The following is a 23701-nucleotide window of genomic DNA, read 5'->3' as shown; positions in this document are numbered from 1 at the left end:
GACTCCGTGAAAGGATACTGAATGCGTAAATTTCTGATTGCCATGCTGTTGCTGCCCTCATTGGCGCTGGCCTCGGCCACCGACGATCTGCTGGAGCGGCTTTCGGGCCTGAACAGCATGGCCGGCGGCTTCGACCAGGTGGTGCTCGGCAAGGACGGCACCAAAATGCAGACTGCCCGCGGCAGCATGGAAGTGGCGCGCGGCAACCGTTTCTACTGGCACACCGAAATGCCCTACGAGCAACTGGCGGTGTCCGATGGCAAAACCGTGTGGGTCTACGACGTGGATCTGGAGCAGGTGGTGGTGCGGCCGTTGGGCGCCGAGATCAGCAAGACCCCGGCGCTGCTGTTCGGCGGCGAGCCGGCGCGCGTAGCCAAGGCGTTCACGATCACCGAACAGGACCGCCAGGGCGACAGCGTCACCTATCGGCTCAAACCCAAGGCCAGTGACCCGCTGTTCGACACCCTGGACGTGACGTTCAATGGCAACAAGCCGGCGTCCATGCGTCTGGAAGACGCGCTCGGCCAGAAAACGGTGATCGATTTCCGTGGCCTTAAGCTCAATCAGGCGCCCCGGACGGACCGTTTCCACTTCGAGCCGCCGGCGGGCACCGACGTTATTCGTCAGCAATGAACGACCTGTTCGGCAACCCGCACCAGGTGGACGCGCAGCCGCTGGCCGCGCGGCTGCGCCCGGCCAGCCTGGACCAGTACGTGGGCCAGCGCCACCTGGTCGGGCCGGGCAAACCGCTGCGCCAGGCGGTCGAGCGTGGCCAGCTTCACTCAATGATTCTGTGGGGGCCGCCGGGCACCGGCAAAACCACCCTGGCGCTGATTCTGGCCCAGGCGGTGGACGCCGAGTTCATCACGCTCTCGGCGGTGCTCTCCGGCGTCAAGGACATCCGCGCGGCGGTGGATCAGGCCCGCGCCCGGCTTGGCCAGGGCCGCCGCACCGTACTGTTCGTGGACGAGGTGCACCGCTTCAACAAGGCCCAGCAGGACGCCTTCTTGCCCCACGTGGAAGAAGGCACCGTGATCTTTATCGGTGCCACCACCGAGAACCCCTCGTTCGAACTCAACAACGCGCTGTTGTCCCGGGCCCGGGTCTACCGCCTGCGTGGCCTGGAACAGGATGATCTGGCCGACCTGCTGGCGCGCGCGCTGGCCTGCCCGGAACTCAAGGGCGTGGTGATCGAAGACGACGCCCGCGAGATGCTGCTCGGCTACGCCGACGGCGACGCCCGGCGTCTGCTCAACCTTCTCGAAGTGGCCGTGGACCTGGCCGATGCCGAGCAGCCGCGCATCGACCGGCCGTTGATGGCCGAGGTGCTGCGGGACTCGGTGCGCCGTTTTGATAAGGGCGGCGACCTGTTCTACGACCAGATCAGCGCTCTGCATAAAGCGGTGCGCGGCTCCGACCCGGACGCCGCCCTGTACTGGTTCGCGCGCATGCTGGATGGCGGTTGCGACCCTTTGTACCTGGCGCGCCGGGTGGTGCGCATGGCCAGCGAGGACATCGGCAACGCCGACCCGCGCGCGCTCACCCTGGCGCTCAACGCCTGGGACGTGCAGGAGCGCCTGGGCAGCCCGGAAGGCGAGTTGAGCGTCGCCCAGGCGGTTGCCTACCTGGCGGTGGCGCCCAAGAGCAACGCCGTCTACAACGCCTACAATCAGGCCCGCGCCCTGGTGCGCGCCAACCCCAGCAACGAAGTGCCCCTGCACCTGCGCAACGCCCCCACCAAGCTGATGAAGAACGAAGGCTACGGCGCCGAATACCACTACGCCCACGAATTCCCAGACGCCTTCGTGGACGGCGAAAACTATTTCCCCAGCGAACTGCGCGACACCCGCCTCTACGAGCCGGTGGAACGCGGCCTGGAAATCCGCATCGCCGAAAAACTGCGCGCGCTGCGCAAAAAGAACGCCGACAGTGAATGGCGGCGGTATGAGGATTGAGGGGCCATGCTGGGGGAGAGGCCGTGCCGTTTGGCAGGCGGTTGAAAGTTGAAAGTTAAAAGTTGAAAGGCGTGGCGGTGAAGCCCTACCGTGGCTTGGTGATCGGAACGGATCGAGCCATACCCGGTGCGTGGGCACGGCCTTTGTCGCCTTCCCCGGCTTAGCCCGCGTTTTAACTTTTAACTTTTAACTTTTAACTTTCAACTCCTAGCCGGCAACTGCCTTGCAGCCGACCCCGGCGCTTTTTGCTAAACTTCGCGGCCCGGCGTTGAGGCCGCTAACCGAACGACCGATTACTCCCGAGGGGATCGAACATGCTTGATATCCGCGCGCTGCGCCAGGACGGCGAGGCTCTCCGCGAGGCTCTGAAAAAGAAGGGCTACGATCTGGACCTGCCGGCGTTCAACGCCCTGGACGCGCGCCGCAAAGACGCGGACGTGCGCTCCCAGGAGCTGCAGGCGCAGCGCAAGAAGACCTCCAAGCAGGTTGGTGAGCTGATCAAATCCGGCCTCGACGTGGACGCGGCCAAGGCCAGGGTGGCCGAGACTCTTCAGGAAATCGACGCGCAGCTTGACGACGAAGTGAACCGGGCCAAGGCGATCCAGGATGAAATCCGCGATTTCCTGATGGGCGTGCCCAATGCCCCGGCCAGCGACGTGCCCGCCGGCAAGGACGAAGACGACAACGTGGAAGTGCGCCAGTGGGGCACGCCACGGGCGTTCGATTTCGAGCCCCGTGACCACGTCGATGTGGGTGAGGCCTTGGCCGAAGGCGCGCTGGATTTCGAGCGTGCCAGCAAACTCTCCGGCGCCCGTTTCGCGGTGATGAGCGGCCAGTTGGCCCGCCTGCACCGGGCCCTGATTGATTTCATGCTTGATCTGCACAGCGGCGAGCACGGTTATCAGGAGCTTTACGTGCCTTATCTGGTCGGCCCGGAGGCACTGCGCGGCACCGGCCAGTTGCCTAAGTTCGAGGAAGACCTGTTCAAGATGCAGGGTGAGCGCGAGCTCTATCTGATTCCCACCGCCGAGGTGCCGGTCACCAACCTGGCCGCCGAGGAAATTCTGGAAGCGGAGACGCTGCCGCGCCGCTATGTGTGCCACACGCCGTGTTTCCGTTCCGAGGCCGGCAGCCACGGCCGCGACACCCGTGGCATGATCCGGCAGCACCAATTCGAGAAAGTGGAGCTGGTGCAACTGGTGCGGCCCGAGGATTCCGAGGCGGCGCTGGAGGCGCTCACCGGCCACGCCGAGGCGGTGCTGAAGGCGCTGAATCTGCCGTACCGGGTGGTGATCCTGTGCGGCGGTGACCTGGGCTTCTCCGCCGCCAAGACCTACGACATTGAAGTGTGGCTGCCCAGCCAGGGCCGCTATCGGGAAATCTCCTCGTGCTCCACGTTCGGTGCTTATCAGGCGCGCCGCATGCAGGCGCGCTGGCGCAACCCGGACACCGGCAAACCGGAACCGCTGCATACGTTGAACGGCTCCGGGTTGGCGGTGGGCCGGGCGCTGGTGGCGATTCTGGAAAACTATCAGAATGAAGACGGGTCGGTGACCGTGCCGGAGGCCCTGCGGCCTTATATGCGCGGTCGCGATTGTCTGCGTTGATGGCACGGCTGAATCAGGAGTAGCCATGGATTTCCTGCCGTTGGGCCTGAAGTTGGCCGGCGAGACGGTGTTGCTGGCCGGCGGTGGCGACACCGCCCTGCGCAAAGCCCGCCTGCTGGCCCGCGCCGGTGCGCGGCTGCGGCTGGTGGCGCCGGCCTGGCGCGCGGATCTGGGCGAGCTGGTGGAGCAGGGCGGTGGCGTGTGCCACCCGCGCCGCTTTGAAGAGGGTGACCTGGACGGCGCCCGCCTGGTGGTGGCCGCCACCGACGACGGCACCGTCAACAGCCACATCGCCGGACTGTGTGCCCAGCGGGGCGTGCCGGTGAACGTGGTCGATCAGCCACGCTTGAGCAGTTTCGTGTTTCCCGCCCTGATCGACCGCGACCCCCTGTTCGTTGCAATCAGCTCGTCCGGCGCCTCGCCGGTGCTGGTGCGGCGTTTGCGTGCCGAGCTGGAAGCCTGGCTGCCGGCGCGCTGGGGGCGGCTGGCGTTGTTGATCGGGCAGTTCCGGGAGTCGCTGTCGCGGCGCTTGCCGGCACGCAAAGCCCGCGAGGCGTTCTGGGAACGCCAGCTTGACGGCCCGCTGGTGGAGCAGGTGCTCTCGGGTCATCAGTCCGACGCGGAGGCGGCGCTGCGTGCGGCCATCGAAGCCGCCGAACCGGCGGCGACGGAGGCGCCGGTCGGCGAGGTGTATCTGGTCGGCGCCGGCCCCGGCGATCCGGACCTGCTCACCTTCCGCGCCCTCTACCTGCTGCAGAAAGCGGACGTGGTGCTCTACGACCGGCTGGTGGCGCCGGAGGTGGTGGCCCTGGCCCGCGCCGACGCCGAAAAAGTTTACGTGGGCAAGGCCCGTGACCTGCACGCCTTGCCCCAGGACAACATCAACGATCTGCTGGTGCACTATGCCCGCCAGGGCCGGCGCGTATGCCGGTTAAAAGGCGGTGACCCGTTTATTTTCGGCCGCGGCGGCGAAGAGCTGGAAAAGGTGGTCGCGGCGGGCATCGCGTTTCAGGTGGTGCCGGGCATCACCGCCGCCAGTGGCTGCGCCAGTTACGCCGGCATACCCCTGACGCACCGGGATCATGCCCAGTCGGTGCGGTTCGTCACCGGCCACCGCAAGGACGGCAGCGTCGATCTGGACTGGCCCAACCTGATCGCGCCCCAGGAAACGCTGGTGTTCTACATGGGGCTGGTGGGGCTGGCGGAGATCTGCGAGCAACTGGTGGCCCACGGCCGCGAGCCCGGCACGCCGGTGGCGCTGGTGTCCCGCGGCACCACCGACGCCCAGGAGGTGATCACCGGCACCCTGGCGGACCTGCCGGCGGCGATTGAAAGCCGAGAGATCCACGCGCCCACGTTGATCATCGTTGGCAGCGTGGTCAGCTTGCATCCGCGCTATCGGTGGTTTGGCGAGGCGTAGGTTCAGTCGCAAGCTGCAAGCTGCAGGCTGCAAGCCAAGATAGCGTGGCGGAGGGGCCGTGCCGGTCGAGAGCCCGTTGAAAGTTAAAAGTTAAAAGGTCGTGGCCGTGGGAGGCTGCCGCGAGTGGTTGAGCTCCTTTAAGCGCGAGCACGGCCTTGCCGTCTTGTGGGGTCCCGCCCGCGTTTCAACTTTTAACTTTTAACTTTCAACCCTAACCCCCTACAAAACCCCCCGATCACGGGCCGCCCACAGGGCCTTTGCGGCCTGTTCACCTTCCTCCAGGCTGGCCGCTTTTTCCAGCCCCCACAGCACTGCCGCGACGGTCTTGTGCACCGCCGCCACGCCGTAGTCGTCCTGGGCTTCGTCGCGCCACACCGCCCGTGCGTGGGCGGGCGATACCTGGCCCGGTGGCGTTTGCCGGGGCAAGGCCGCTTCCAGCACGCCTTCCGCCAGCTCGCCATGGCGCAGGCCGGTCAAGGCGGTGCGCGCGTCCGGGCGGATTTCCAGTTCGCCGCCTTCCCCCTTGAACAGCAACAGATGCTGATCGCCGCAGGCGCGCGCCGCGCCCAGGTGCAATTCCAGATAGGCCGGGTGGAACACGCTCTGCATCGACAGGGTGGCGCCGGCCGGGTTAAGGCTGCGCGCCAGGGTGTTGATCGGCGAGCGCAGGCCCAGCTCGAAACGCATCATCAGCAATTCGCCAAGCGGCGCGCAGAACTGGTCCACATCCAGATAGGCGAGCCCTTCCGTCTCTAACTGGGCGGCCGCGGTGTCGATGCTCTCGGGCAGCATCACCCCAAGTTCGGCGAGCATGCCGTCGCTGTACTGGCGGTTGGGGGTGTGCGCCGGGCCGCCGTGCATCAGTATGCGCAGGCCGCTGTCGGCCAGCAGGCGGGCGGCGAGCAGATACCAGGGGTGGTGTTTTTTCTTGCCCGCGTAGCTGGGCCAGTCCACGTCCACGGCGGGAAAGCCCTGTAGGCGCTGCTCGCACACCACCCGGCAGGCGTCCAGAAAGCCGGCCAGCTCTTCGGCGGTTTCTTCCTTGACCCGCAACAGCATCAGGAAGGCACCGACTTGTGCCGGTTGCGCCTGGCCGCGCAGGATCATCGCCATGGCGTCGGCGGCTTCCTCGCGGGTCAGGCTGCGGCGGGCACGCTTGCCACGGCCCAGGGTGCGTACATAGAGCGCAAAGGGATGTTCTTGCATGGGAATGTCCAGAGCGGGTCAGGAAGGCTAAGGATACCAGCCAGTGACCGGCCCGTGCTCGGCGATCAGTGTGATCAGGCGATCCGGGTCGATGACCGTCAGATCGGCGGGGCATCGTGCCGGCGCCTCTGATCCGTCGAGCAGATAGGCGGGCCCGCGGCGGGGAAATTCGGCGGCGATCAACACACCGCGATCCATGAAAACACAGACATCGCCGTCCTGATACAGCGCCAGGCAGGCCGTGGCCAGATCGCCATGCGGGTCGTCGAAGGCAATCAAATGCAGCATCAGAGCACCACCACCTGAGCGGCCTCCGCGCGCAGCGCCGACAACGCCTCGGGTTGCAGCGCTTCCACGCCGGGCACGGTGACGTCGAGCCCGCCATCGGCCACGCAACGCACACCAAAGCCAGTCAACTCGGCGATCAGCTCAGCGGCATCGGCGCGCCGTGATAAGGTCAGCATCGGTACGCGCTGCAACCAGACCACCGTGAGCTGACCGAAGGCGGCGCCGGTCAGCGCCATCTCCACCGCCTCGCGCCAGCCGGCATCACCGCCGGGGGGCTGGTTGATCAGATACAACAGGGAATCAGCCAAAATGCACCACCCGTTCGCTGCCGCGCAGCGCCTCGACCCAGTCGCCCAGGCCGGCGAGCCGGAAGCCGGGGGCCAGATTGTCGCCGTGCAAGCCAGCACGGTGCGCCTCGGCGGCATCGGTGACGCCACGCCGCAGCGCCGCGCCCACGCACACCACCGCTGGCAGCGCCCGGGTCTCCACCAGCCGTTGCCAATCGCGGGGCACACAGACCGCATCGTCGTCGCGGCGCGCCAGCCGATTGGCCAGGTGCACGCCTTCGCCGTAGAAGAATACGCAGTGAAGTTGGTGGCGGGAACGCAGCACCGCCTCGACGGTGCGCAAACCGGTGAGGGCCGCCGGCCGCTGAGGGCCGGCGGTCACCAGTACGCTGAAGCGCATCAATCGTTGCCGCTGAGGGCCGTCAGGATATTGAGCAGGGACAGGAACAGGTTGTAGATCGATACGAACAGCGTGACCGTGGCCATGATGTAGTTGGTCTCGCCGCCATGAATGATGGCGCTGGTCTGCCACATGATGAGCAGCGAGGAGAGCAGCACGAACGCGGCGGACACCGCCAGCGCCAGCGCCGGAATCTCAAAGAACACCGCCACCAGGGAAGCCAGGAACGCCACCAGCACGCCGATCATGATGAAGTTGGTGAGGAAGCTGAAATCCTTGCGCGTGACCAGCGCGATCGCCGACATCGCCACGAAAATGGTGGCGGTGCCACCCAGCGCCAGCGACACGATTTCCATGCCGCCCTGAACCTGGGCGTACATATTGATGATCGGCCCGGTGGTGAAGCCCAGCCAGCTGGTCAGGCCGAACACGGCGAGAATGCCCCAGCCGCTGTTGCGCAACGCGTTGGTGGCCATCAGCAGCACAAAGTAAACGCCGATGGTCAGGAAGGGGTTCATATAACCGATATTGGCGGACATCGCGAACATCGCCGCCCCGGTGGCCGCGATCAGGGACAGGCCCAGCAGCATGTAGGTGTTCTTCAGCACCTGCGCGGCGCGTTCTCCAGAGACCGTAACGCCACTGCCCGCATGGCCAGGCGCGGCATAGGGATTCGGTTGGTTGCGCATACTCTTCGCTCACAATAAGGAATGTCCCCTGATAATAGGGACCTTGATACCAAAATCAAGATTTCTCCTCTTAAATCACGGGGTTATGACAATGTGATTGACGTAGAGCGAAGTGCAAAAAACGCTATGCGGAGGGTAGCGAAGCGCCGGCCACGGGGTTGATTTTTCATCCGGGGGCGAGCCCTGGAGTGGGCCACAGGGAACAGGATAGGAACAACAATCAGATCCGCGCCGAGCCCTGCAAATGGGGAACGCCGGGCGCGGCCCGGCGTTCTTGCAAAGCAATGAGAGCGGAACGGCGGATCAATCCAGCAGATTGAACAGTTTCACGTCCGGCCGGCCGGCCAGCAAACCTTTCAGGCCGCCGCCCAGGCTTTTCATGTTTTCACGGTGAGCGTCCAACGCCGCTTGATCAGAGTACTGCTCATAGATCATCACGGTGTCACGATCTTCCAGCGACTGATGCACCTTATAGGCATGATTGCCTTCTTCCTTCACCACTTCAGCGGCGATGTTCTTCATTTCCTGAGCCAACGCGTCGCCGCTGCCCGGGCTTGCCTTGAGAATCGCGGTAATACCAATCATCGACCTGTTTCCTTTATCTTGTTATCTGGAATGCTGTTTTAAAAAAGACCGAAGCGCATGCTGGCACAGCGCGATCAGGATGGCGAGCCCCGCCACTGCGCAATCTATGAGCAACCGCACCCGACGCCGTTGACTGGCGGTCCCGCTCAGGTATGATTGGCGCCCATTGGAGGGGTGGCTGAGTGGCCGAAAGCAGCGGTCTTGAAAACCGCCGACGGGCGACCGTCCGTGGGTTCGAATCCCACCCCCTCCGCCATACAAAACAGGCGCCCAGCAGGGCGCCTTTTTTGTATGGCGGAGGGGGTGGCTTTGATTCAACCCACCGGTTCGACAAGCCGGCCCAAGGGGCCGGCGCAGGACGCCGCCGCGTGCGGTGGCGCCCCGAAGGGGTGAGCAGCCGCAGGCTGCGAATCAATCCCACCCCGCCCACGGTTCTGTTACTCCCGCCGCTCCGCCCAGGGCGCCTTTTTTGTATGGCGGAGGGGGTGGCTTTGATTCAACCCACCGGTTCGACAAGCCGGCCCAAGGGGCTGGCGCAGGGAACAGGTTGGCCGTGCCGGTTAGAGGGCTCATGCCACATGGACATCAAACCCGGTCGCTGGCTGGGCCCGTTCCTACCTAACCCCCTCGCCGTTTTCCGCCAACAGCCGCCGCGCTCTGGCAATCACCGGCTCGTCGACCATTTCCCCATCCAGTTGGAAGGCACCGTCGTGGTGGGCCACGGCGTCGAGGACACGCCGGGCCCAGTCCAGTTGTTCGGTGGCGGGGCGAAAGGCGTTGTGCACCGGCTCAATCTGGCTGGGGTGGATGCAGAGCATGCCGGCGAACCCCATTTGCGCGGCGCGTTGCGCCAGGTAGCTGGTTTTGTGTGGGTGGCGGAAATCCGCTTCCACGCTTTCCAGGGGTGGGTTTAACCGGCGCGCGCGGCTGTGGACCACCAGTTGCGCGCGCAGGGCATCGAGCAGGTCGCCGGCGGCGCTGCCGGGGCCCAGGTTAAGGTCGAGCGCCAGGTCCAGGGCGCCGAAGGCGAGACGCTGTAAACCCGGGGCGGCGCTGATCGACGCCAGTTCGGTGAGGCCGGCGGCGGATTCAATCAGGGCGCACAGGGGCTTACCGGCGGCGCCGGCGCGTTCCAGGTCGCCACGGGATTCGGTTTTTGGAACCATGATGGTGGCGACCCGGGCGCTGTCGGCGCAGGCTTGCAGGTCGGCTTGGAACCAGGCGCTGGTGACGGCGTTCACCCTCACCCACACGGGTGCGCCGGGGGTCTGCAAGGCGTGCCGCAGTTGCTCGCGGGCCTGCTCCTTGTTGGCGGCGGGCACCGCGTCTTCCAGGTCCACGATCACCGCGTCGGCGCCGCTGGCGAGTGCTTTGACGATGCGTTCGGGGCGGCTGGCGGGCACGAAGAGGGCGGAGCGCAGTGGCGCGGTTGCCGGAGCCATCAGATCACTCCCTGCTGGCGGAGTTGGTGGATGTCTTCGTCACTGTAGCCGAGGCCGGCGAGAATCGCTTCGGCGTGTTCGCCAAGGCCGGGCACCGGGTCCATGCGCGGCGCGAAAGCGTTGCTCTGGCCGGGCGGAAGCAGCGCCGGCAGCGGGCCACCGGGGCTGCCGATCTCGGCCCAGCGCTGGCGGGCGGCGAGCTGCGGATGATTCCAGACGCCGCGCATGTCGTTGACGTGGGCGTTGGCGATGCGCGCCTGTTCCAGGCGCCGGATCACATCTTCCGCGTCCAGTTCGGCGAATACACCCAGAATCAGCGCCTTCAGGGCGGCCCGGTGACGCACCCGCAGGGTGTTGGAGACAAAGCGCGGGTCCTCGGCGATGGCCGGCTGCTGAAGGACCTGTTCGCAGAACACTTTCCATTCACGCTCGTTTTGCAGGCCGAGCATCACGGTGCCGCCGTCGCCGGTGTCGAACGGGCCGTAGGGATAGATGGTGGCGTGGGCGGCGCCGCTGCGCGGCGGCGGCTCGGCGCCTTCAAAGGCGTAGTAAAGCGGGTAGCCCATCCACTCCACCAGGCTTTCCAGCATGGACACGTCGATGCGTGAACCCTTGCCGGTTTTACCGCGCATCAGCAGGGCGGCGAGGATATGGCTGTAGGCGTACATGCCGGCGGAGATGTCGGCGATGGAGCAGCCGGCCTTGGCCATTTCCTCCTGGCTGCCGGTGACCGAGAGAAAGCCGCCCTCGCTCTGAATCAGCAGATCGTAGGCTTTTTTGTCCTGGTAGGGGCCGCCTTCACCGTAGCCGGAAATGTCGCACACAATCAGTTTCGGGAAGCGCTCATGCAGGGCCTCAAAGCTCAGGCCCATGCGCGCGGCGGCGCCGGGGGCCAGGTTCTGCACCAGCACGTCGGCGTCGCCGAGCAATTGTTCCAGTAGCGGTTGGGCGGCGTCGTGTTTGAGATCCAGGGTCAGGCTCTCTTTCGAGCGGTTGGTCCAGACGAAATGGGAGGCCAGGCCGCGTACCCGTTCGTCGTAGCCGCGCGCGAAATCGCCGACGCCGGGCCGTTCGATCTTGATCACCCGGGCGCCCATGTCAGCCAGTTGCCGGGTACAAAAGGGCGCGGCGATGGCGTGTTCCAGGCTGATCACCGTAATGCCATCCAAGGGGCGTTCGGTGGCGGTGAAATCGGTCATGACGAAGCCTCTTGCGTGCGGATCAAAACGAGCGTGGCAGATCGAGCAAGTGTTCCGCCACGTAGGAAAGAATCAGGTTGGTGGAAATCGGCGCCACCTGGTACAGGCGGGTCTCGCGGAATTTCCGCTCGACGTCGTATTCGCAGGCAAAGCCGAAACCGCCGTGGGTTTGCAGGCACACGTTGGCCGCTTCCCAGGACGCCTTGGCGGCCAGGTATTTCGCCATGTTGGCGCTGGCGCCGGCGTTAAGGCCGGAATCGTATTGCTGGCAGGCTTGCCAGCGCATCAGATCGGCGGCTTCCACTTCGATGTGCGCTTCGGCGATGGGGAACTGGATGCCCTGATTCTTGCCGATGGGCCGGCCGAACACTTCGCGGTCGTTGGCGTAGCGGCTGGCTTTTTCGATGAACCAGCGGCCATCGCCGATGCACTCGGCGGCGATCAACGTGCGCTCGGCATTGAGGCCATCAAGAATGTAGCGAAAGCCTTGGCCTTCTTCGCCGATCAGGCTGTCGGCGGGAATTTCCAGGTTGTCGAAGAACAGTTCGTTGGTGACGTGGTGCACCATGTTGGCGATCGGCTGCACGGTCAGGCCGTTGCCGATGGCCTGGTGCAGGTCGACCAGAAAAATCGACATGCCCTCGGTTTTCTTTTTCACCTGATCCAGCGGCGTGGTGCGCGCCAGCAGAATCATCAGGTCGGAATACTGGATGCGGGAAATCCACACTTTCTGGCCGTTGATCACGTACTTATCACCGCGCCGTTCGGCGCTGGTTTTGATCTTGGTGGTGTCGGTGCCGGTGGTGGGTTCGGTGACGCCCATGGATTGCAGACGCAGCTCGCCGCTGGCGAGGCGTGGCAGGTAATGCTGTTTTTGCTGGTCGGAGCCGTGCCGCAGCAGGGTGAACATATTGTACATCTGGCCGTGCACGGTGCCGGAATTGCCGCCGCAGCGGTTCACTTCCTCAAGGATCACCGACGCCTCCGCCAGCCCCAGGCCGGAGCCACCGTATTGCTCCGGAATCATCGCCGACAACCAGCCGGCGTCGGTGAGCGCCTTGACGAACTCCTCGGGGAAGCTTTGTTGCTGGTCGATGGCGCGCCAGTAGTCGTCGCTGAACCGCGCGCACAGCCCGCGCACGCCGTCGCGGATGGATTCCAGCGCCTGCTGGTCATACTCGATCATCAAAGGGTCTCCTGGTGTTCGTCGTCGGGGGTTGCCGCCGTGGCGATGGCAAAGTGGAGTGGGGCGTCTTCATTCAGGTGCCAGACGCGTTCGATCAGGGTGTCCGTCTGATCGTCATTGAGCGCTTCGGAAAACGCCGCCAGCCGCCGGAATTTCTGTTCCAGCTCGGGCCGTGAAAGGGTGTTGCCCGGGTCGCCCTTGGGTTCGTCGATGGCGCCTTGCAAACGCCGGCCGTCGACGGTTTCCACCTCCACCCGGCCCAGCCAGCGCAATGGATAGGCAGCGTCCACCTCGGCGTCGAGCACCATCGACACGTTGTCCCGGAAGCGCGCCACGTCGGTGTCGTCCAGCGGTACCTGGTGGAACTCGGTCAAGCCGGCCTTGCCGTGCAAGGCGATCAGCCCGAGCACCGTGCCCATGGAAAATTTTGCCTGGTGAATGGTGCGCGGCACGGTGACCCGGCCGAGCACATCGAGGGCACCCTGGTGCACACGGGCGGTGACACTCTTGATTTGGGCGGCGTCCAGGTTTTCCCGTTGCATCAGATCGAGCAGAGCATCCGCCGCCGGGTGGGTGTGGCGGCAGGAGGCGTGGAATTTGAATGAGGTCTCGGCCAGTGCCCAACGCTCGCCCAGACGGTCGCTGAGACAGCGCGGCTCGGCGTCGCTGGACAGGCCAGCGGCCAGGCCCTGATCGCCTTCCAGAATGTCGCTGGCGCCGGTCAGACCGTCGGCGGTCATATAGGCGGCCAGCACACCGTCGGCGGCGGCCTTGGCGGTGTGCAGCTGTTTGGAGTCGGCGGCGTCGCGGAGAAACTCCCACAGGCCGGACGCCTGAGTGCCGGCGCTGCCCAGCAGGTGGGTGAAGCCGGCCTGGTCAAGCGCCAGCAATTTGCCCACCGCCACGGCGGCGGCCAGCGTGCCCACGGTGCCGGTGGTGTGGAAGATGCGATAGTGCGAGCGGCCCAGGAATTCGCCGATGCGAATGCCCGCTTCGTAGCCGGCCACCGCCGCGACAATCAGATCGCGGCCGCTTTTTCCAAGATCCTGTGCGGCGGCCAGCGCCGCCGGAAACACCACCGTGGCGGGGTGCAGCACCGAGCTGTTGTGCAGATCGTCCTGCTCCACCACGTGGGAGCTGGCGCCGTTCACCAGGGCGGCGAAGTAGGGCGAGGTGGTGCCGCCGTCCACCAGGTTTTCACTGCCGCCCTGCGCCGGGCCCATGCGCCGGGCGTAGGCGTTGAACACGGGGATCGGGTGCTGCCGCCGGCCGGCCAGCAGCGAGCCGAGCCAGTCGAGAAACAGATCCTCGGTGCGTGCCACCACCGGTGCCGGTATCCGCGCATGACTCAGATCGGCCAGGAAAGCGGTGAGTTGTTCGGTGTGCTGGCTCATCGGTGGGCCTCTTGCTGGTGATCGCGGGTGTGATATTCGATGGTGCCGGCCTGGGACTGGCCATCCTGGTCGCCGGCGAAAACGCGGGCGCGGCCGGCGCCATCCTGTACGCCGCCGGCCACGAACCGGCCGGGGCACAGCAATGGGCGCAGGCCCCGGAAGCTCATGGCGGTGGGGGTGGCGTGCGGATGCGCATCGAGAAAGGCGTTCATCACCAGGGTGGCGATCAGTGGCCCGTGCACCACCAGGCCCGCGTAACCTTCTTCTTCGGTGGCGTAAGGCCAGTCGTAATGGATGCGATGGCCGTTGAATGTCACCGCTGAATAGCGAAACAACAAGGTCGGGTGCGGGGTGATCTCCTGCCGCCAGTCCAATGCCGGCAAGGGTTCACCGGGCCGGGCCTGCAGCGGGCGCGGTTGTCGATAGACCAGATCCTGTTGTTCATGGATCGCCTCGCGGCCGTGCTGTTGGTAATGATGGTCCACGGTGACAAAGGTCATGGCGCCGGCCTGGCGGCCTTCCTTGCGTTCGATATGGCGGATCACGCTGCGCCGAACCGCCGGCTCGCCGACAATCAGAGGATGGCGGAACGTTAGCCGCCCGCCGGCCCACATCCGTTGCAGGCCGGGCATCGGCGGCAGAAAACCCCCGGTGAAGGCGTGGCCATCCGCGCCCAGCTGATCCGCCGCCGGGGCGGGCTGAAAGAACGCCCAGTGCCACAGCCAGGGCAGTGCCGCGCCGGGCGCCGGTGGCGCGCTGCCCAGGGTGGCGGCGACCCGCGCCACGGCGCCGGGGTCGAGCCGCTCTTCCACGCGTTCTTCATGGCCCAGCCAGTTTTGCGGCTGCTCTGGTTGCTCTGAAAGCATGGTTGTCTTCCTTATCGGATTCCTGATCGGGTTACCGGGAATCGCCGGCGTTGGCGGACTCCGTGGTCACGCGCTAGGCAGTTCCGGAATTTTGGTATACCGTATACAGTATACACAAAGCGGCAACGGGAAAAGCCCAACGCGCCCAGCGCATTCACGGTCAGGTGTTTTTCTCCGCGTGTGCGCTGAGCAGGCTTTCTTACTCACGGCCCCCAGGGGCCCCGAACGGGAGCGGAACATGGCGGACAACTCTATGCTGGAAGGCAAGGCGGTGGTGGTCACCGGCGCCGGCGGCGGCATCGGTCGCGACATCGCGCTGGCAATGGCCGCGCAGGGCGCCAGGGTGGTGGTCAACGACATCGGCGCGTCCTTGAGTGGCGATGGCCTGGACGACGGTCCGGCCCAGCAGGTGGTCAAGGAGATCCGCGACGCCGGTGGCGAAGCGGTGGCCAGCACCGACAGCGTGGCCGAAGGCAAGACCGCCAATGCCATTATCGAAACCGCGCTGGATCATTTCGGCCGCATTGATGGCGTGGTCAACAACGCGGGCATTCTGCGCGACCGTTTTTTTCACAAAATGAGCGAGCAGGAATGGGACGCGGTGATCCGCGTGCATCTGTACGGCGCTTATCACATGAGCCGTGCCGCCGCGCCCCATTTCAAGGCGCAGGAATCCGGCGCCTTCGTGCACATGACGTCCACCTCCGGGCTGATTGGCAATCTGGGTCAGGCCAACTATTCCGCCGCCAAACTGGGGGTGGTGGCGTTGTCCAAATCGATTGCCCTGGACATGCAACGCTTCAATGTTCGTTCCAATTGCATCGCGCCGTTCGCCTGGAGCCGCATGACCGGTTCGGTGCCGGCGGAAACCGAGGCGGAGAAGCAGCGCGTGGAGCGCTTCAAGCAGATGACCCCGGCCAAGATCGCGCCGCTGGCGGTGACTCTGCTCGGTGATGAAGCGGACGTGACCGGGCAGATTTTCGCGGTGCGCAACAACGAAATTTTCCTGATCAGCCAGCCGCGCCCGGTGCGCTCGGTGCACAACGGCGATGGCTGGACCCCGCAAACCGTGCTCTCCCATGCGCTGCCGGCGCTGCGCGCCAGCTTCCATGATCTGGACCGTTCCGCGGACGTGTTCAGCTGGGACCCGGTCTGACGAGCGCGGGGCGACGGTCACAATGGTGAGGAACCAACATGAGTACTGACGACAACAAGGTGAAACCGGAAGGCGCGGCGGCGGTGATGTACGCCGCCCGGCTTGCCGAAGGCGATTTTCAAATACAGCGCTGCCGGCGCTGTGAGACGGCGTTTTTCTATCCCCGGGAACTGTGCCCGGCCTGCGGTTCCGGCGAGGTGGAATGGTTCGCGCCGAGCGGGCGTGGCCAGGTGTACGCCACCACCACGGTGCGTCGCAGGGCCGAGGCCGGTGGCGATTACAACGTGGCATTGATTGACCTTGAGGAAGGCCCGCGTTTGATGAGCCGGGTGGAAGGCATTGAGCCGCAGGCCGTGGCCATCGGCATGGCGGTGCGGGCGCGGGTGGCGGTCAGCGATGGCCAGGGCCTGTTGCTGTTCGATGCGCAAGAAACGGAAAAAGGAAGTGCCCAATGACAGATTCAAGCTTGCGCCATCTGCGCGGCAAAACCGCGATTGCCGGCGTCGCCACCTTCGGTTGCGGTGAAGCGCCCGGTTACAGCGACATGGACCTGCTCGCCAACGCCGCGCGACGCGCGGTGGCGGACGCCGGTTTGACCATGAAGGACATCGATGGGGTGTGCACGGCCAGCGTGCTGGCCACCATGTGGCCCATGGAAGTGGTCGAGAATCTGGGTATCAATGCCCGTTTTATCGACGGCACCATGATCGGCGGTTCCAGTTTCGTGGCGCACCTGATGCCAGCGATGCTGGCCCTGGAAAGCGGCCAATGCGACGCGGTGCTGGTCTGCTATGGCAGCGCCCAGCGCACCTCGACCCTGAACCGCAAGGAAGTGGCGGCGGCGCGCCGGCGCATGGACCCGCAGCCCTATGAGCACCCGTATCAGCCGATGATGCCGTTGTCCGCCTACGCGCTGGCGGCGTCCCGGCATATGCATGAGTTCGGCACCACCCGCGAGCAATTGGCGGCGGTGGCGGTGGCGGCGCGCCAATGGGCGCAACGCAATCCGGATGCGTTTATGCGCGACCCGCTCAGCGTGGAGCAGGTGCTCAGTTCGCGGATGGTGTCCGATCCGCTGACGGTGCGCGATTCCTGCCTGGTCACCGACGGCGGTGGCGCCTATGTGCTGGTGCGCGCGGAGCGTGCCCGCGACCTGCCCAAGCCGCCGGTGTACGTGCTGGGCAGCGGCACCGCCGTGTGGCACCGGCAGATTTCCTCGATGCCGGACCTCACCGTCACGGCGGCCAAACAATCCGGCGCCGCGGCCTACCAGATGGCCGGCATGACGGCCAAAGACATGCACATCGCCGAGCTCTACGACGCCTTCACCATCAACACCATTCTGTTCCTGGAAGACCTGGGCTTTTGCGCCAAGGGCGAGGGCGGCGCTTTCGTCGAGGATGGCCACATCGCGCCGGGCGGCTCGCTGCCGGTGAACACCAATGGTGGCGGTCTCTCCTGGGGACACCCGGGCATGTACGGCATCTTCGCCACCATCGAGGCGGTGCGCCAGTTGCGCGGTGAAGGCGGAGAGCGTCAGGCTGGGCAGGCCGACACCGCCATCGTGCAGGGCAACGGCGGCACCTTGTCCAGCCAGTCCACGGCGATTCTGGGCAGCGCCGCCGCGCTGTAGTCATGGCGCACCGCCACCCTGGCGAAATCTGACAAAAATGGTGGCGGTGCGGCGCTTTTCTGGTCGTTTCCGCCATGTGCTTTGAGGTGTCTTGCCATTGGCGGGGTGGCGGCGCGCCGACACTCTGGGTACCACCGCCGGTTCAACCGGGAACATAACAACAACAGGAGATCGGAGATGTCCTCCCCGCATCCATCCTCTGGCGCGAACGGCGCCGCCTCCGCGCCGCCGCGGCAAACGCCGGTCACGGCATCGCTGAATCGCGGCGAAATCGTTGTCGCGGTGTGTTTCTTCCTGCTCGGCGGCGCTTTGATCGCCATCGCCAGCGGCTACTCCATCGGTTCCCTGAGACGCATGGGCCCCGGCTATTTTCCGCTGGTGCTGGGGGGCTTGTTGTGCGCGGTGGCGGTGGCGTTGCTGGTGGAGGTGCTGCGCTCGCGCAATCCAGCGCCGCCGCTGCCGTGGCGGCCTTTCACCATGGTCTCGTTGGGGATTCTCTGTTTCGCCTTTCTGATCGAGCGCCTGGGCATGGTGCCGGCGGTGATCGCTCTGGTGATCCTCAGCGCGCTGGGTGATCGCACCCTGGGCCCGCTGGCGATCGGCGCGATCGCCTTGGTCATGTCGGTGGTGAGCGTGCTGTTGTTCATCACCGCGCTGGGCATTCCTCTCGCCGCGTTCAAGGGGTAAGCATCGTGGAACTGCTTGATAATATCGCGCTGGGACTGGAAACCGCGCTCAGCTTTCGCACCCTGCTGTTCTGTTTCGTGGGGGTCACCATCGGCACGTTCGTTGGCGTGTTGCCTGGCATTGGCGCCTTGGCGGCGATCTCCCTGGCGTTGCCGATCACCCACCATTTTGATCCCACTTCGGCGTTGATCATGCTGGCGGGGATTTTCTACGGCACCATGTACGGCGGCTCCACCGCCGCCATTCTGCTCAACCTGCCGGGCAGCATTACCTCGGCGGTGACCTGCCTGGATGGTTTCCCCATGGCCCGCAACGGCCGCGCCGGGGTGGCGCTGTTCCTGACCGCGATCGCGTCGTTCATCGGCAGTTCCTTCGCCATTGTGGTGGTGATGGGGTTCGCGCCGGTGGTGGCGGCGTTCGCGGTGCAATTCAGTTCCTACGAATACTTCGCGATCATGTTGATGGGGCTGGTGGCGTCGTCGTCGTTGTCCAGCGGCTCACCGATGAAAGGCATCGCCATGGTCATCGCCGGGGTGGCGATCGGCATGATCGGCACCGATGTCACCTCCGGGCAGTATCGCTTTACCTTCGGCCTTTCCGGGCTTTCCGATGGCGTCAATCTGGTTGCCATCGCCATGGGTTTGTTTGGCATTGGCGAGATTCTCGCCAACGTGGGCCGCAAGCGCGACGATCAGGCCGCCAACCCGGTGACGCTGCGCTCGATGATGCCGGAGCGCGACGATTGGAACCGGGTCTGGAAACCGGCCGCGCGAGGTTCGGTACTGGGCACCTCCATCGGCGTGCTGCCCGGCGTCGGCGCCACGCTGTCTTCGTTCATGTCCTACATCGTGGAAAAAAAGCTGTCGCGCGAGCCGCAGCGATTTGGCAACGGCGCGGTCGAGGGCATCGTCGCGCCGGAGGCGGCCAACAATGCGGCTACCCAGTCCGGGTTTATTCCCACCCTGACCCTGGGCATTCCCGGTGACGCCGTGATGGCACTGATGCTGGGCGCGATGATGCTGCACGGCATCGTGCCCGGCCCCCGCTTCCTGGTCGAGTACCCGGACATGTTCTGGGGCCTGGTCATGAGCTTCTGGGTCGGCAACCTTCTGTTGCTGGTGCTCAATATTCCGTTGATCGGGTTGTGGGTGCGCATGTTGTCGATTCCCTATCACATCCTTTACCCGATGATTCTGGTGTTCGTTTGCGTGGGTGTGTACAGCGCCCGCAACAATGTATTCGACATTTACGTGGCGCTGTTCTTTGGCCTGGTTGGTTACGTGCTCCAGGCGTTTCGTTATCCGGCGGCGCCGTTGTTGCTTGGCTTCGTGCTCGGGCCGGGCATGGAAGAGTACCTGCGCCGGGCGCTGCTGCTTTCACGGGGCGATTTCTGGGCTTTCATGGAACGGCCGGTGAGCGCGACCTTGCTGGTTGCCAGCGCCTTGATGCTGCTGTTGGCGTTACGCCCGCTGGTGAAAGTGCTGATTAAACGGCGACGCGCGGCGGTGCCGGGCTGAGCGCAACTCAGGGGAGGACATCGAAATGCTGGACAGCACGGCGCCGGTCATGACCCGGCATACCATTTCGATTTTCCACGTGAACTGCATTCTCGAGGGCGCGCGCCGGCAAGGCGTGGACACCGGGGCGCTGTTGAAACGCTCCGGGATTCCGCCGCTGCTGCTGCAATCGTCACGCTCGCGGGTGGCACAGGATCAGTATGCGCGGCTGTTGTCACTGCTAAGCCGCACCATGCGGGATGAATTCTTCGGCCTGTGCAGCCACCCGGTGCGGCCGGGCACCTTCGCTCACCTGTGCCGTGAACTGATTCTGTGCGAAACCCTGGGCCAGGCATTGCGTAAGGGCTTTGCGTTCTATCATTTGATCCTTCGCGATTTCACCGCGCGGCTGTCGGTGAACGGTAATCTGGCCACCGTGTCGGTCAGTGACGGCGCCGAAGGTGAGTGCCACTCCTACGCCCGGCGTATTTTTACCTTCTTCAGTTGGGGGCTGGCGTCCTGGCTGGTGGCGCGCCGGGTGCCGCTGCTGCGTGTTAATTACCAGGAAGCGGAACGGCAAAGTGTCAATTCCAACCTGATCTTTCAGGCACCGATTCACTACAACCAGCCAAACTTTGGTTTCTCTTTCGAAGCCCGCTGGCTGGATCTGCCGGTGGTCCAGAATCCCCTCAGCATCCGCGAGTTCTTCCGCCAGGCGCCGGCCAACCTGCTGGTCAAGTATCGCGATGAAACGTCCTGTTCGGAGCGCATTCGGCGCTTGCTAAGGCGCCACCTCAGCGATGGGCTGCCGACCCTTGATGAGGTTGGGGAAGTGCTGGGCATGACCCCGCAAACCCTGCGCCGTCGCCTGCGCGACGAAGGGCAGTGTTACCAGGGGCTCAAAGACAGCCTGCGTTGCGATGCGGCGATCGAGTATCTGGCGCGCGCGGATCTCTCGTTACAGGACGTGGCGATACGGGTCGGCTTTTCGGAACTGAGCACGTTTCACCGGGCTTTCAAAAAGTGGACGGGTCTGCCGCCCGGGGAATACCGCTACACCCGCCTGCGGCGCGCGCTGGCACGCCCGCGGGCTGGCCAAAACTGACATCCGCGCGGGGGCACGCGCGGGTTTCTGTTTTTTTTCGCCAATGGAATTGGTGCGCCCTGCCATTGGTGAGCGCGCTGGCAGCGGCGATGCTTGTGGTCAAGCAGCATCGATCACGGGTGCAATTGATCACGGCGCGCCGTGCTAGCGCCAACGGGAGAATGACAATGAGCAGCAAGGTGTATCTGGCCGGCGTGGGGATGATTCCCTTTAGCAAACCCGGTGCCAGCGAGTCCTATCACGTGATGGGCGCCCAGGCCGCCCGGTTGGCGCTGCAAGACGCGGGCATCGATTACCGCCATGTGCAACAGGCTTACGCCAGCTATGTCTACGGCGACTCCACCTGCGGCCAGGCGGCGCTCTATGAGGTTGGGCTGTCGGGCATTCCCATCGTTAATCTGAACAACAACTGCTCAAGCGGCTCATCGGCTTTGTTCCTGGCCCGCCAAGCGGTGGCCAGCGGCGCGGTGGACTGCGCCCTGGCGGTGGGGTTCGAGCAAATGAACCCGGGTGCCCTGAAAAGCCCCTTCGAGGACCGCCGCCCGGCGGTGGCCGGCCTGGTCGAGGCGATGGAGCGGGCCCAGGGCTATGACCCTTCGGCGCCCCGAGCGGCGCAGTTCTTTGCCGGCGCCGGCCGTGACTACATGCGCGAGTTCGGTGCCAATGCCGAGACGTTCGCGCACATTTCCGTAAAGGCACGTCAACATGCGGCACGCAATCCGTTCGCGGTATTTCGCAAGCCAGTGAGCGTGGAAGAGGTGATGGCGGCGCCGATGATCTTCGACCCGCTGACCCGATTGCAATGTTGTCCGCCGACCTGCGGCGCGGCGGCGGTGGTGGTGTGCTCGCAGGCGTTCGCCAAGAGTGCCGGGCTGGACAACGGCGTCTACATTGCCGCTCAGGCCATGACGACGGACACACCGAGTACCTTTGAATCCGGCGATATGCGTAAGGTGGTCGGTTACGACATGACCGTGGACGCCGCCCGCCAGGTCTACGAACAAGCCGGAGTCGGCCCGGCCGAGGTTGACGTGGTGGAGTTGCATGACTGCTTCACCGCCAACGAGTTGATCACCTACGAAGGGCTGGGCCTGACCGGCGCCGGCACCGCCGAGCGCTTTATCCTGGATGGTGACAACACCTATGGCGGCAAGGTGGTGACCAACCCCTCCGGCGGTTTGCTTTCCAAAGGCCACCCGCTGGGCGCCACCGGCCTGGCGCAGTGCACCGAGCTGGTCTGGCAATTGCGCGGACACGCCAAGGATCGCCAGGTGGACGGTGCGCGGGTGGCTCTGCAACACAACCTGGGCCTGGGCGGGGCCTGCGTGGTGACGCTGTATCAGCACGCCTGAAACGGCCCGTCGGGAGAGTACGAATGATCGATCAAGGTTTTATCGGCCACCGTTTTGAGCCGTTCAGCGCCGAGGTGGAAGCGGGCCGTCTGCGCGCTTTCGCTAACGCCATAGGCGAACAGGACCCGCTGTACCGGGATTTGGAAGCGGCGCGCGCCGCCGGACATCCGCACCTGCCGGTGCCGCCCACCTTTCTGTTCTGCCTGGAAATGGAGGCGCCGGACCCCGGCGCTCTGCGAGCGCTGCTCGGCATCGACATCGCCAAGGTGCTCCACGGCGAGCAAGGGTTTGAGTACCACCGGCTGGTGTACGCCGGCGAGCGCCTCACCTTTGAGCAGCGCATTGGCGATATTTACAGCAAAAAAGGGGGCGCCCTGGAATTCGTGGTTCGCGACACACGGGTGGTTGATCACCAGGGCACGACGGTGGCGGATCTGCGTTGTGTCACCGTGGTTCGCAACGGCTGAAGGAGGCCAGAAATGACGCAATTGAAGATGGCCGATCTGCGCGTTGGCATGGTGTTGCCGGAGCTCACCGCGGGGCCGGTGAGCCGGCTGGATCTGGCGCTGTACTGCGGGGCCTCCGGCGATCACAACCCGATTCATGTGGACATCGATTTCGCCCGCCGTGCTGGTATGGACGACGTGTTCGCCCACGGCATGTTGTCGATGGCCTGGCTGGGCCGTTTGCTCACCCAGTGGGTGCCGCAGTCGACGATCCGCCGCTTTCAGGTGCGCTTCGCCGCCATTACCCGGGTCGGCGAAGTGATCCATTGCGCTGGCGAGGTGCGCGAACTGCAACAGGTCGATGGCCACTGGCTGGCGACCCTGGCGCTGGTGACACGCAATCAGCAGGGCGAAACCAAAATCAGCGGTGAGGCGGTGCTGTGCCTGCCGATATCGGACCGGGAGAAAGAACAATGACGGCATTACAAAATAAAGTGGCGCTGGTGTCCGGTTCCGGCCGGGGCATTGGCCGGGAAATCGCGCTCAAGCTGGCCGCCGAAGGCGCCGCCGTGGTGGTCAACGACCTCGACCCGGAACCGGCCGGGCAGACCGTGGCGGACATCGTCGCCGCCGGTGGCAAGGCGGTGGCCTGCGTGGGCAGTGTCACCGAGGAAGGCTTCGCCGATCGTTTCGTCAACACCGCCATTGAGCAACTGGGCGGCCTCGACATCATCGTCAATAACGCCGGTTACACCTGGGACAACGTGATTCAGAAGATGAGCGACGAGCAGTGGTCGGCGATTCTCGAGGTGCATCTCACCGCGCCGTTTCGCATCCTTCGGGCCGCCGCGCCTTATTTGCGCGAGCAGGCCAAGAAAGAGGCGGAGCAGGGCAGGGCGGTGTTCCGCAAGGTGGTCAATATTTCCTCCACCTCCGGGGTGATGGGCAACGCCGGTCAGGTTAACTATGCCTCGGCCAAAGCCGGCATCGTCGGCCTCACCAAGGCGATGGCGAAGGAATGGGGCCGTTACAAGGTCAACGTCAATTGCGTGGCGTTCGCCCTGATCAACACCCGCCTGACCCAGGCCACCGATCAGCGCACCACGGTGAACATCGAGAACCGGGAAATTCCGGTGGGCGTCAAGGCGGCCAACCTGAAAGCGGCGGAGGCGTCGATTCCCCTGGGCCGCGCCGGCAGCGCCGCGGAAGCCGCCGGCGCGGTGTACCTGTTTTGTCTCCCCGAATCCAACTACATCAGCGGGCAATCCATCATCTGTGGTGGCGGGCGCCCCTGAGGAGTGT

Annotated in this window: 25 protein-coding genes and 1 tRNA gene; 15 read left to right on the top strand and 11 right to left on the bottom strand. The window is 64.9% G+C overall.

Annotated features, from left to right (window positions below; genetic code table 11):
• Nucleotides 1-21: 21 nt before the first annotated feature.
• From lolA to cysG, 4 genes are all read left to right on the top strand, one after another.
• Complete coding sequence (gene lolA, locus CGS25_RS12745; protein WP_101675703.1) at nucleotides 22-633, top strand: outer membrane lipoprotein chaperone LolA; 612 nt, start codon at nucleotides 22-24, stop codon at nucleotides 631-633.
• The gene (locus CGS25_RS12740) at nucleotides 630-1955 is read left to right on the top strand and encodes a replication-associated recombination protein A (RefSeq protein WP_101675702.1); all 1326 of its coding nucleotides are present in this window, start codon (nucleotides 630-632) and stop codon (nucleotides 1953-1955) included. The genes lolA and CGS25_RS12740 overlap by 4 nt, the downstream gene beginning before the upstream one ends.
• A gap of 314 nt (nucleotides 1956-2269) precedes the next feature.
• On the top strand, nucleotides 2270-3562 hold the full coding sequence (gene serS / locus CGS25_RS12735) for a serine--tRNA ligase (protein WP_101675701.1): 1293 nt from the start codon (nucleotides 2270-2272) through the stop codon (nucleotides 3560-3562).
• A gap of 25 nt (nucleotides 3563-3587) precedes the next feature.
• Nucleotides 3588-4982: a siroheme synthase CysG gene (gene cysG / locus CGS25_RS12730; RefSeq protein ID WP_101675700.1), complete on the top strand. Its 1395-nt coding sequence runs from the start codon at nucleotides 3588-3590 to the stop codon at nucleotides 4980-4982.
• A gap of 219 nt (nucleotides 4983-5201) precedes the next feature.
• On the opposite strand, the gene CGS25_RS12725 is transcribed toward cysG, so the two are convergent.
• From CGS25_RS12725 to CGS25_RS12700, 6 genes are all read right to left on the bottom strand, one after another.
• Nucleotides 5202-6188 carry a glycosyl transferase family protein gene (locus tag CGS25_RS12725; protein WP_101675699.1) on the bottom strand — a complete coding sequence of 329 codons (987 nt, stop codon included), beginning with the start codon at nucleotides 6186-6188 and terminating at the stop codon, nucleotides 5202-5204.
• Nucleotides 6189-6215: 27 nt separating this feature from the next.
• Nucleotides 6216-6476: a hypothetical protein gene (locus tag CGS25_RS12720; protein ID WP_101675698.1), complete on the bottom strand. Its 261-nt coding sequence runs from the start codon at nucleotides 6474-6476 to the stop codon at nucleotides 6216-6218.
• Nucleotides 6476-6784, bottom strand: coding sequence for a DsrE family protein (locus CGS25_RS12715; protein WP_101675697.1), 309 nt, complete (start codon nucleotides 6782-6784; stop codon nucleotides 6476-6478). Before CGS25_RS12715 ends, CGS25_RS12720 begins: the two co-directional genes overlap by 1 nt.
• Entirely contained in the window at nucleotides 6777-7163 is a 387-nt protein-coding gene (gene tusD, locus CGS25_RS12710; RefSeq protein WP_101675696.1) for a sulfurtransferase complex subunit TusD, read from the bottom strand. The genes CGS25_RS12715 and tusD overlap by 8 nt, the downstream gene beginning before the upstream one ends.
• Entirely contained in the window at nucleotides 7163-7852 is a 690-nt protein-coding gene (locus tag CGS25_RS12705) for a Bax inhibitor-1/YccA family protein (protein ID WP_089031968.1), read from the bottom strand. Before CGS25_RS12705 ends, tusD begins: the two co-directional genes overlap by 1 nt.
• 303 nt (nucleotides 7853-8155) lie before the next feature.
• The gene (locus tag CGS25_RS12700; RefSeq protein ID WP_089031967.1) at nucleotides 8156-8437 is read right to left on the bottom strand and encodes a putative quinol monooxygenase; all 282 of its coding nucleotides are present in this window, start codon (nucleotides 8435-8437) and stop codon (nucleotides 8156-8158) included.
• 168 nt (nucleotides 8438-8605) lie between these two features.
• On the opposite strand from CGS25_RS12700, the gene CGS25_RS12695 reads away from it, so the two are divergent.
• Nucleotides 8606-8693 (top strand) — tRNA-Ser (locus CGS25_RS12695).
• 358 nt (nucleotides 8694-9051) lie between these two features.
• Here CGS25_RS12695 and CGS25_RS12690 read toward each other — a convergent pair.
• The 5 genes from CGS25_RS12690 to CGS25_RS12670 are packed head-to-tail and all read right to left on the bottom strand — an operon-like array spanning nucleotide 9052 to nucleotide 14524.
• Complete coding sequence (locus CGS25_RS12690; protein WP_089031966.1) at nucleotides 9052-9879, bottom strand: HpcH/HpaI aldolase/citrate lyase family protein; 828 nt, start codon at nucleotides 9877-9879, stop codon at nucleotides 9052-9054.
• Nucleotides 9879-11078, bottom strand: a complete 1200-nt coding sequence (locus tag CGS25_RS12685) for a CaiB/BaiF CoA transferase family protein (RefSeq protein ID WP_101675695.1) — start codon at nucleotides 11076-11078, stop codon at nucleotides 9879-9881. The genes CGS25_RS12690 and CGS25_RS12685 overlap by 1 nt, the downstream gene beginning before the upstream one ends.
• A 22-nt stretch (nucleotides 11079-11100) precedes the next feature.
• Nucleotides 11101-12264, bottom strand: coding sequence for an acyl-CoA dehydrogenase family protein (locus CGS25_RS12680; RefSeq protein ID WP_089031964.1), 1164 nt, complete (start codon nucleotides 12262-12264; stop codon nucleotides 11101-11103).
• Nucleotides 12264-13658, bottom strand: coding sequence for an MmgE/PrpD family protein (locus tag CGS25_RS12675; protein ID WP_089031963.1), 1395 nt, complete (start codon nucleotides 13656-13658; stop codon nucleotides 12264-12266). Before CGS25_RS12675 ends, CGS25_RS12680 begins: the two co-directional genes overlap by 1 nt.
• Complete coding sequence (locus tag CGS25_RS12670) at nucleotides 13655-14524, bottom strand: FAS1-like dehydratase domain-containing protein (protein WP_089031962.1); 870 nt, start codon at nucleotides 14522-14524, stop codon at nucleotides 13655-13657. The genes CGS25_RS12675 and CGS25_RS12670 overlap by 4 nt, the downstream gene beginning before the upstream one ends.
• 238 nt (nucleotides 14525-14762) lie before the next feature.
• Between CGS25_RS12670 and CGS25_RS12665 the strand changes: the two genes are divergently transcribed.
• The 10 genes from CGS25_RS12665 to CGS25_RS12620 all read left to right on the top strand — a co-directional run bounded on the left by CGS25_RS12665 (nucleotide 14763) and on the right by CGS25_RS12620 (nucleotide 23694).
• Nucleotides 14763-15680: an SDR family NAD(P)-dependent oxidoreductase gene (locus CGS25_RS12665; RefSeq protein WP_232802397.1), complete on the top strand. Its 918-nt coding sequence runs from the start codon at nucleotides 14763-14765 to the stop codon at nucleotides 15678-15680.
• A 38-nt stretch (nucleotides 15681-15718) separates the two neighbouring features.
• Complete coding sequence (locus tag CGS25_RS12660) at nucleotides 15719-16135, top strand: Zn-ribbon domain-containing OB-fold protein (RefSeq protein ID WP_232802396.1); 417 nt, start codon at nucleotides 15719-15721, stop codon at nucleotides 16133-16135.
• On the top strand, nucleotides 16132-17313 hold the full coding sequence (locus CGS25_RS12655; RefSeq protein ID WP_101675694.1) for a thiolase: 1182 nt from the start codon (nucleotides 16132-16134) through the stop codon (nucleotides 17311-17313). The genes CGS25_RS12660 and CGS25_RS12655 overlap by 4 nt, the downstream gene beginning before the upstream one ends.
• Before the next feature lie 177 nt (nucleotides 17314-17490).
• Nucleotides 17491-18000 carry a tripartite tricarboxylate transporter TctB family protein gene (locus CGS25_RS12650; RefSeq protein WP_089031960.1) on the top strand — a complete coding sequence of 170 codons (510 nt, stop codon included), beginning with the start codon at nucleotides 17491-17493 and terminating at the stop codon, nucleotides 17998-18000.
• A gap of 5 nt (nucleotides 18001-18005) precedes the next feature.
• Nucleotides 18006-19517, top strand: coding sequence for a tripartite tricarboxylate transporter permease (locus CGS25_RS12645; RefSeq protein WP_101675693.1), 1512 nt, complete (start codon nucleotides 18006-18008; stop codon nucleotides 19515-19517).
• A 25-nt stretch (nucleotides 19518-19542) separates the two neighbouring features.
• Nucleotides 19543-20601, top strand: a complete 1059-nt coding sequence (locus CGS25_RS12640) for an AraC family transcriptional regulator (RefSeq protein WP_101675692.1) — start codon at nucleotides 19543-19545, stop codon at nucleotides 20599-20601.
• Nucleotides 20602-20768: 167 nt separating this feature from the next.
• Nucleotides 20769-21953 carry a lipid-transfer protein gene (locus CGS25_RS12635; RefSeq protein ID WP_101675691.1) on the top strand — a complete coding sequence of 395 codons (1185 nt, stop codon included), beginning with the start codon at nucleotides 20769-20771 and terminating at the stop codon, nucleotides 21951-21953.
• Nucleotides 21954-21976: 23 nt separating this feature from the next.
• Nucleotides 21977-22420, top strand: a complete 444-nt coding sequence (locus tag CGS25_RS12630) for a MaoC family dehydratase N-terminal domain-containing protein (RefSeq protein ID WP_101675690.1) — start codon at nucleotides 21977-21979, stop codon at nucleotides 22418-22420.
• A 12-nt stretch (nucleotides 22421-22432) separates the two neighbouring features.
• The gene (locus tag CGS25_RS12625) at nucleotides 22433-22876 is read left to right on the top strand and encodes a MaoC family dehydratase (protein ID WP_101675689.1); all 444 of its coding nucleotides are present in this window, start codon (nucleotides 22433-22435) and stop codon (nucleotides 22874-22876) included.
• Complete coding sequence (locus tag CGS25_RS12620; RefSeq protein ID WP_101675688.1) at nucleotides 22873-23694, top strand: SDR family NAD(P)-dependent oxidoreductase; 822 nt, start codon at nucleotides 22873-22875, stop codon at nucleotides 23692-23694. The genes CGS25_RS12625 and CGS25_RS12620 overlap by 4 nt, the downstream gene beginning before the upstream one ends.
• Nucleotides 23695-23701: the final 7 nt, after the last annotated feature.

This window comes from Alloalcanivorax mobilis, assembly GCF_002864685.1.
GTDB lineage: Bacteria > Pseudomonadota > Gammaproteobacteria > Pseudomonadales > Alcanivoracaceae > Alloalcanivorax > Alloalcanivorax mobilis.
This window is presented reverse-complemented; position numbering and strand designations above follow the sequence as displayed.

What these genes read in the sequence shown, in the direction of transcription:
- lolA (WP_101675703.1), top strand. Translation starts at nt 22, where the DNA reads ATGCGTAAATTTCTGATTGCCATGCTGTTGCTGCCCTCATTGGCGCTG.
- CGS25_RS12740 (WP_101675702.1), top strand. Translation starts at nt 630, where the DNA reads ATGAACGACCTGTTCGGCAACCCGCACCAGGTGGACGCGCAGCCGCTG.
- serS (WP_101675701.1), top strand. Translation starts at nt 2,270, where the DNA reads ATGCTTGATATCCGCGCGCTGCGCCAGGACGGCGAGGCTCTCCGCGAG.
- cysG (WP_101675700.1), top strand. Translation starts at nt 3,588, where the DNA reads ATGGATTTCCTGCCGTTGGGCCTGAAGTTGGCCGGCGAGACGGTGTTG.
- CGS25_RS12725 (WP_101675699.1), bottom strand. Translation starts at nt 6,188, where the DNA reads ATGCAAGAACATCCCTTTGCGCTCTATGTACGCACCCTGGGCCGTGGC.
- CGS25_RS12720 (WP_101675698.1), bottom strand. Translation starts at nt 6,476, where the DNA reads ATGCTGCATTTGATTGCCTTCGACGACCCGCATGGCGATCTGGCCACG.
- tusD (WP_101675696.1), bottom strand. Translation starts at nt 7,163, where the DNA reads ATGCGCTTCAGCGTACTGGTGACCGCCGGCCCTCAGCGGCCGGCGGCC.
- CGS25_RS12705 (WP_089031968.1), bottom strand. Translation starts at nt 7,852, where the DNA reads ATGCGCAACCAACCGAATCCCTATGCCGCGCCTGGCCATGCGGGCAGT.
- CGS25_RS12700 (WP_089031967.1), bottom strand. Translation starts at nt 8,437, where the DNA reads ATGATTGGTATTACCGCGATTCTCAAGGCAAGCCCGGGCAGCGGCGAC.
- CGS25_RS12690 (WP_089031966.1), bottom strand. Translation starts at nt 9,879, where the DNA reads ATGGCTCCGGCAACCGCGCCACTGCGCTCCGCCCTCTTCGTGCCCGCC.
- CGS25_RS12685 (WP_101675695.1), bottom strand. Translation starts at nt 11,078, where the DNA reads ATGACCGATTTCACCGCCACCGAACGCCCCTTGGATGGCATTACGGTG.
- CGS25_RS12680 (WP_089031964.1), bottom strand. Translation starts at nt 12,264, where the DNA reads ATGATCGAGTATGACCAGCAGGCGCTGGAATCCATCCGCGACGGCGTG.
- CGS25_RS12675 (WP_089031963.1), bottom strand. Translation starts at nt 13,658, where the DNA reads ATGAGCCAGCACACCGAACAACTCACCGCTTTCCTGGCCGATCTGAGT.
- CGS25_RS12670 (WP_089031962.1), bottom strand. Translation starts at nt 14,524, where the DNA reads ATGCTTTCAGAGCAACCAGAGCAGCCGCAAAACTGGCTGGGCCATGAA.
- CGS25_RS12665 (WP_232802397.1), top strand. Translation starts at nt 14,763, where the DNA reads ATGGCGGACAACTCTATGCTGGAAGGCAAGGCGGTGGTGGTCACCGGC.
- CGS25_RS12660 (WP_232802396.1), top strand. Translation starts at nt 15,719, where the DNA reads ATGAGTACTGACGACAACAAGGTGAAACCGGAAGGCGCGGCGGCGGTG.
- CGS25_RS12655 (WP_101675694.1), top strand. Translation starts at nt 16,132, where the DNA reads ATGACAGATTCAAGCTTGCGCCATCTGCGCGGCAAAACCGCGATTGCC.
- CGS25_RS12650 (WP_089031960.1), top strand. Translation starts at nt 17,491, where the DNA reads ATGTCCTCCCCGCATCCATCCTCTGGCGCGAACGGCGCCGCCTCCGCG.
- CGS25_RS12640 (WP_101675692.1), top strand. Translation starts at nt 19,543, where the DNA reads ATGCTGGACAGCACGGCGCCGGTCATGACCCGGCATACCATTTCGATT.
- CGS25_RS12635 (WP_101675691.1), top strand. Translation starts at nt 20,769, where the DNA reads ATGAGCAGCAAGGTGTATCTGGCCGGCGTGGGGATGATTCCCTTTAGC.
- CGS25_RS12630 (WP_101675690.1), top strand. Translation starts at nt 21,977, where the DNA reads ATGATCGATCAAGGTTTTATCGGCCACCGTTTTGAGCCGTTCAGCGCC.
- CGS25_RS12625 (WP_101675689.1), top strand. Translation starts at nt 22,433, where the DNA reads ATGACGCAATTGAAGATGGCCGATCTGCGCGTTGGCATGGTGTTGCCG.
- CGS25_RS12620 (WP_101675688.1), top strand. Translation starts at nt 22,873, where the DNA reads ATGACGGCATTACAAAATAAAGTGGCGCTGGTGTCCGGTTCCGGCCGG.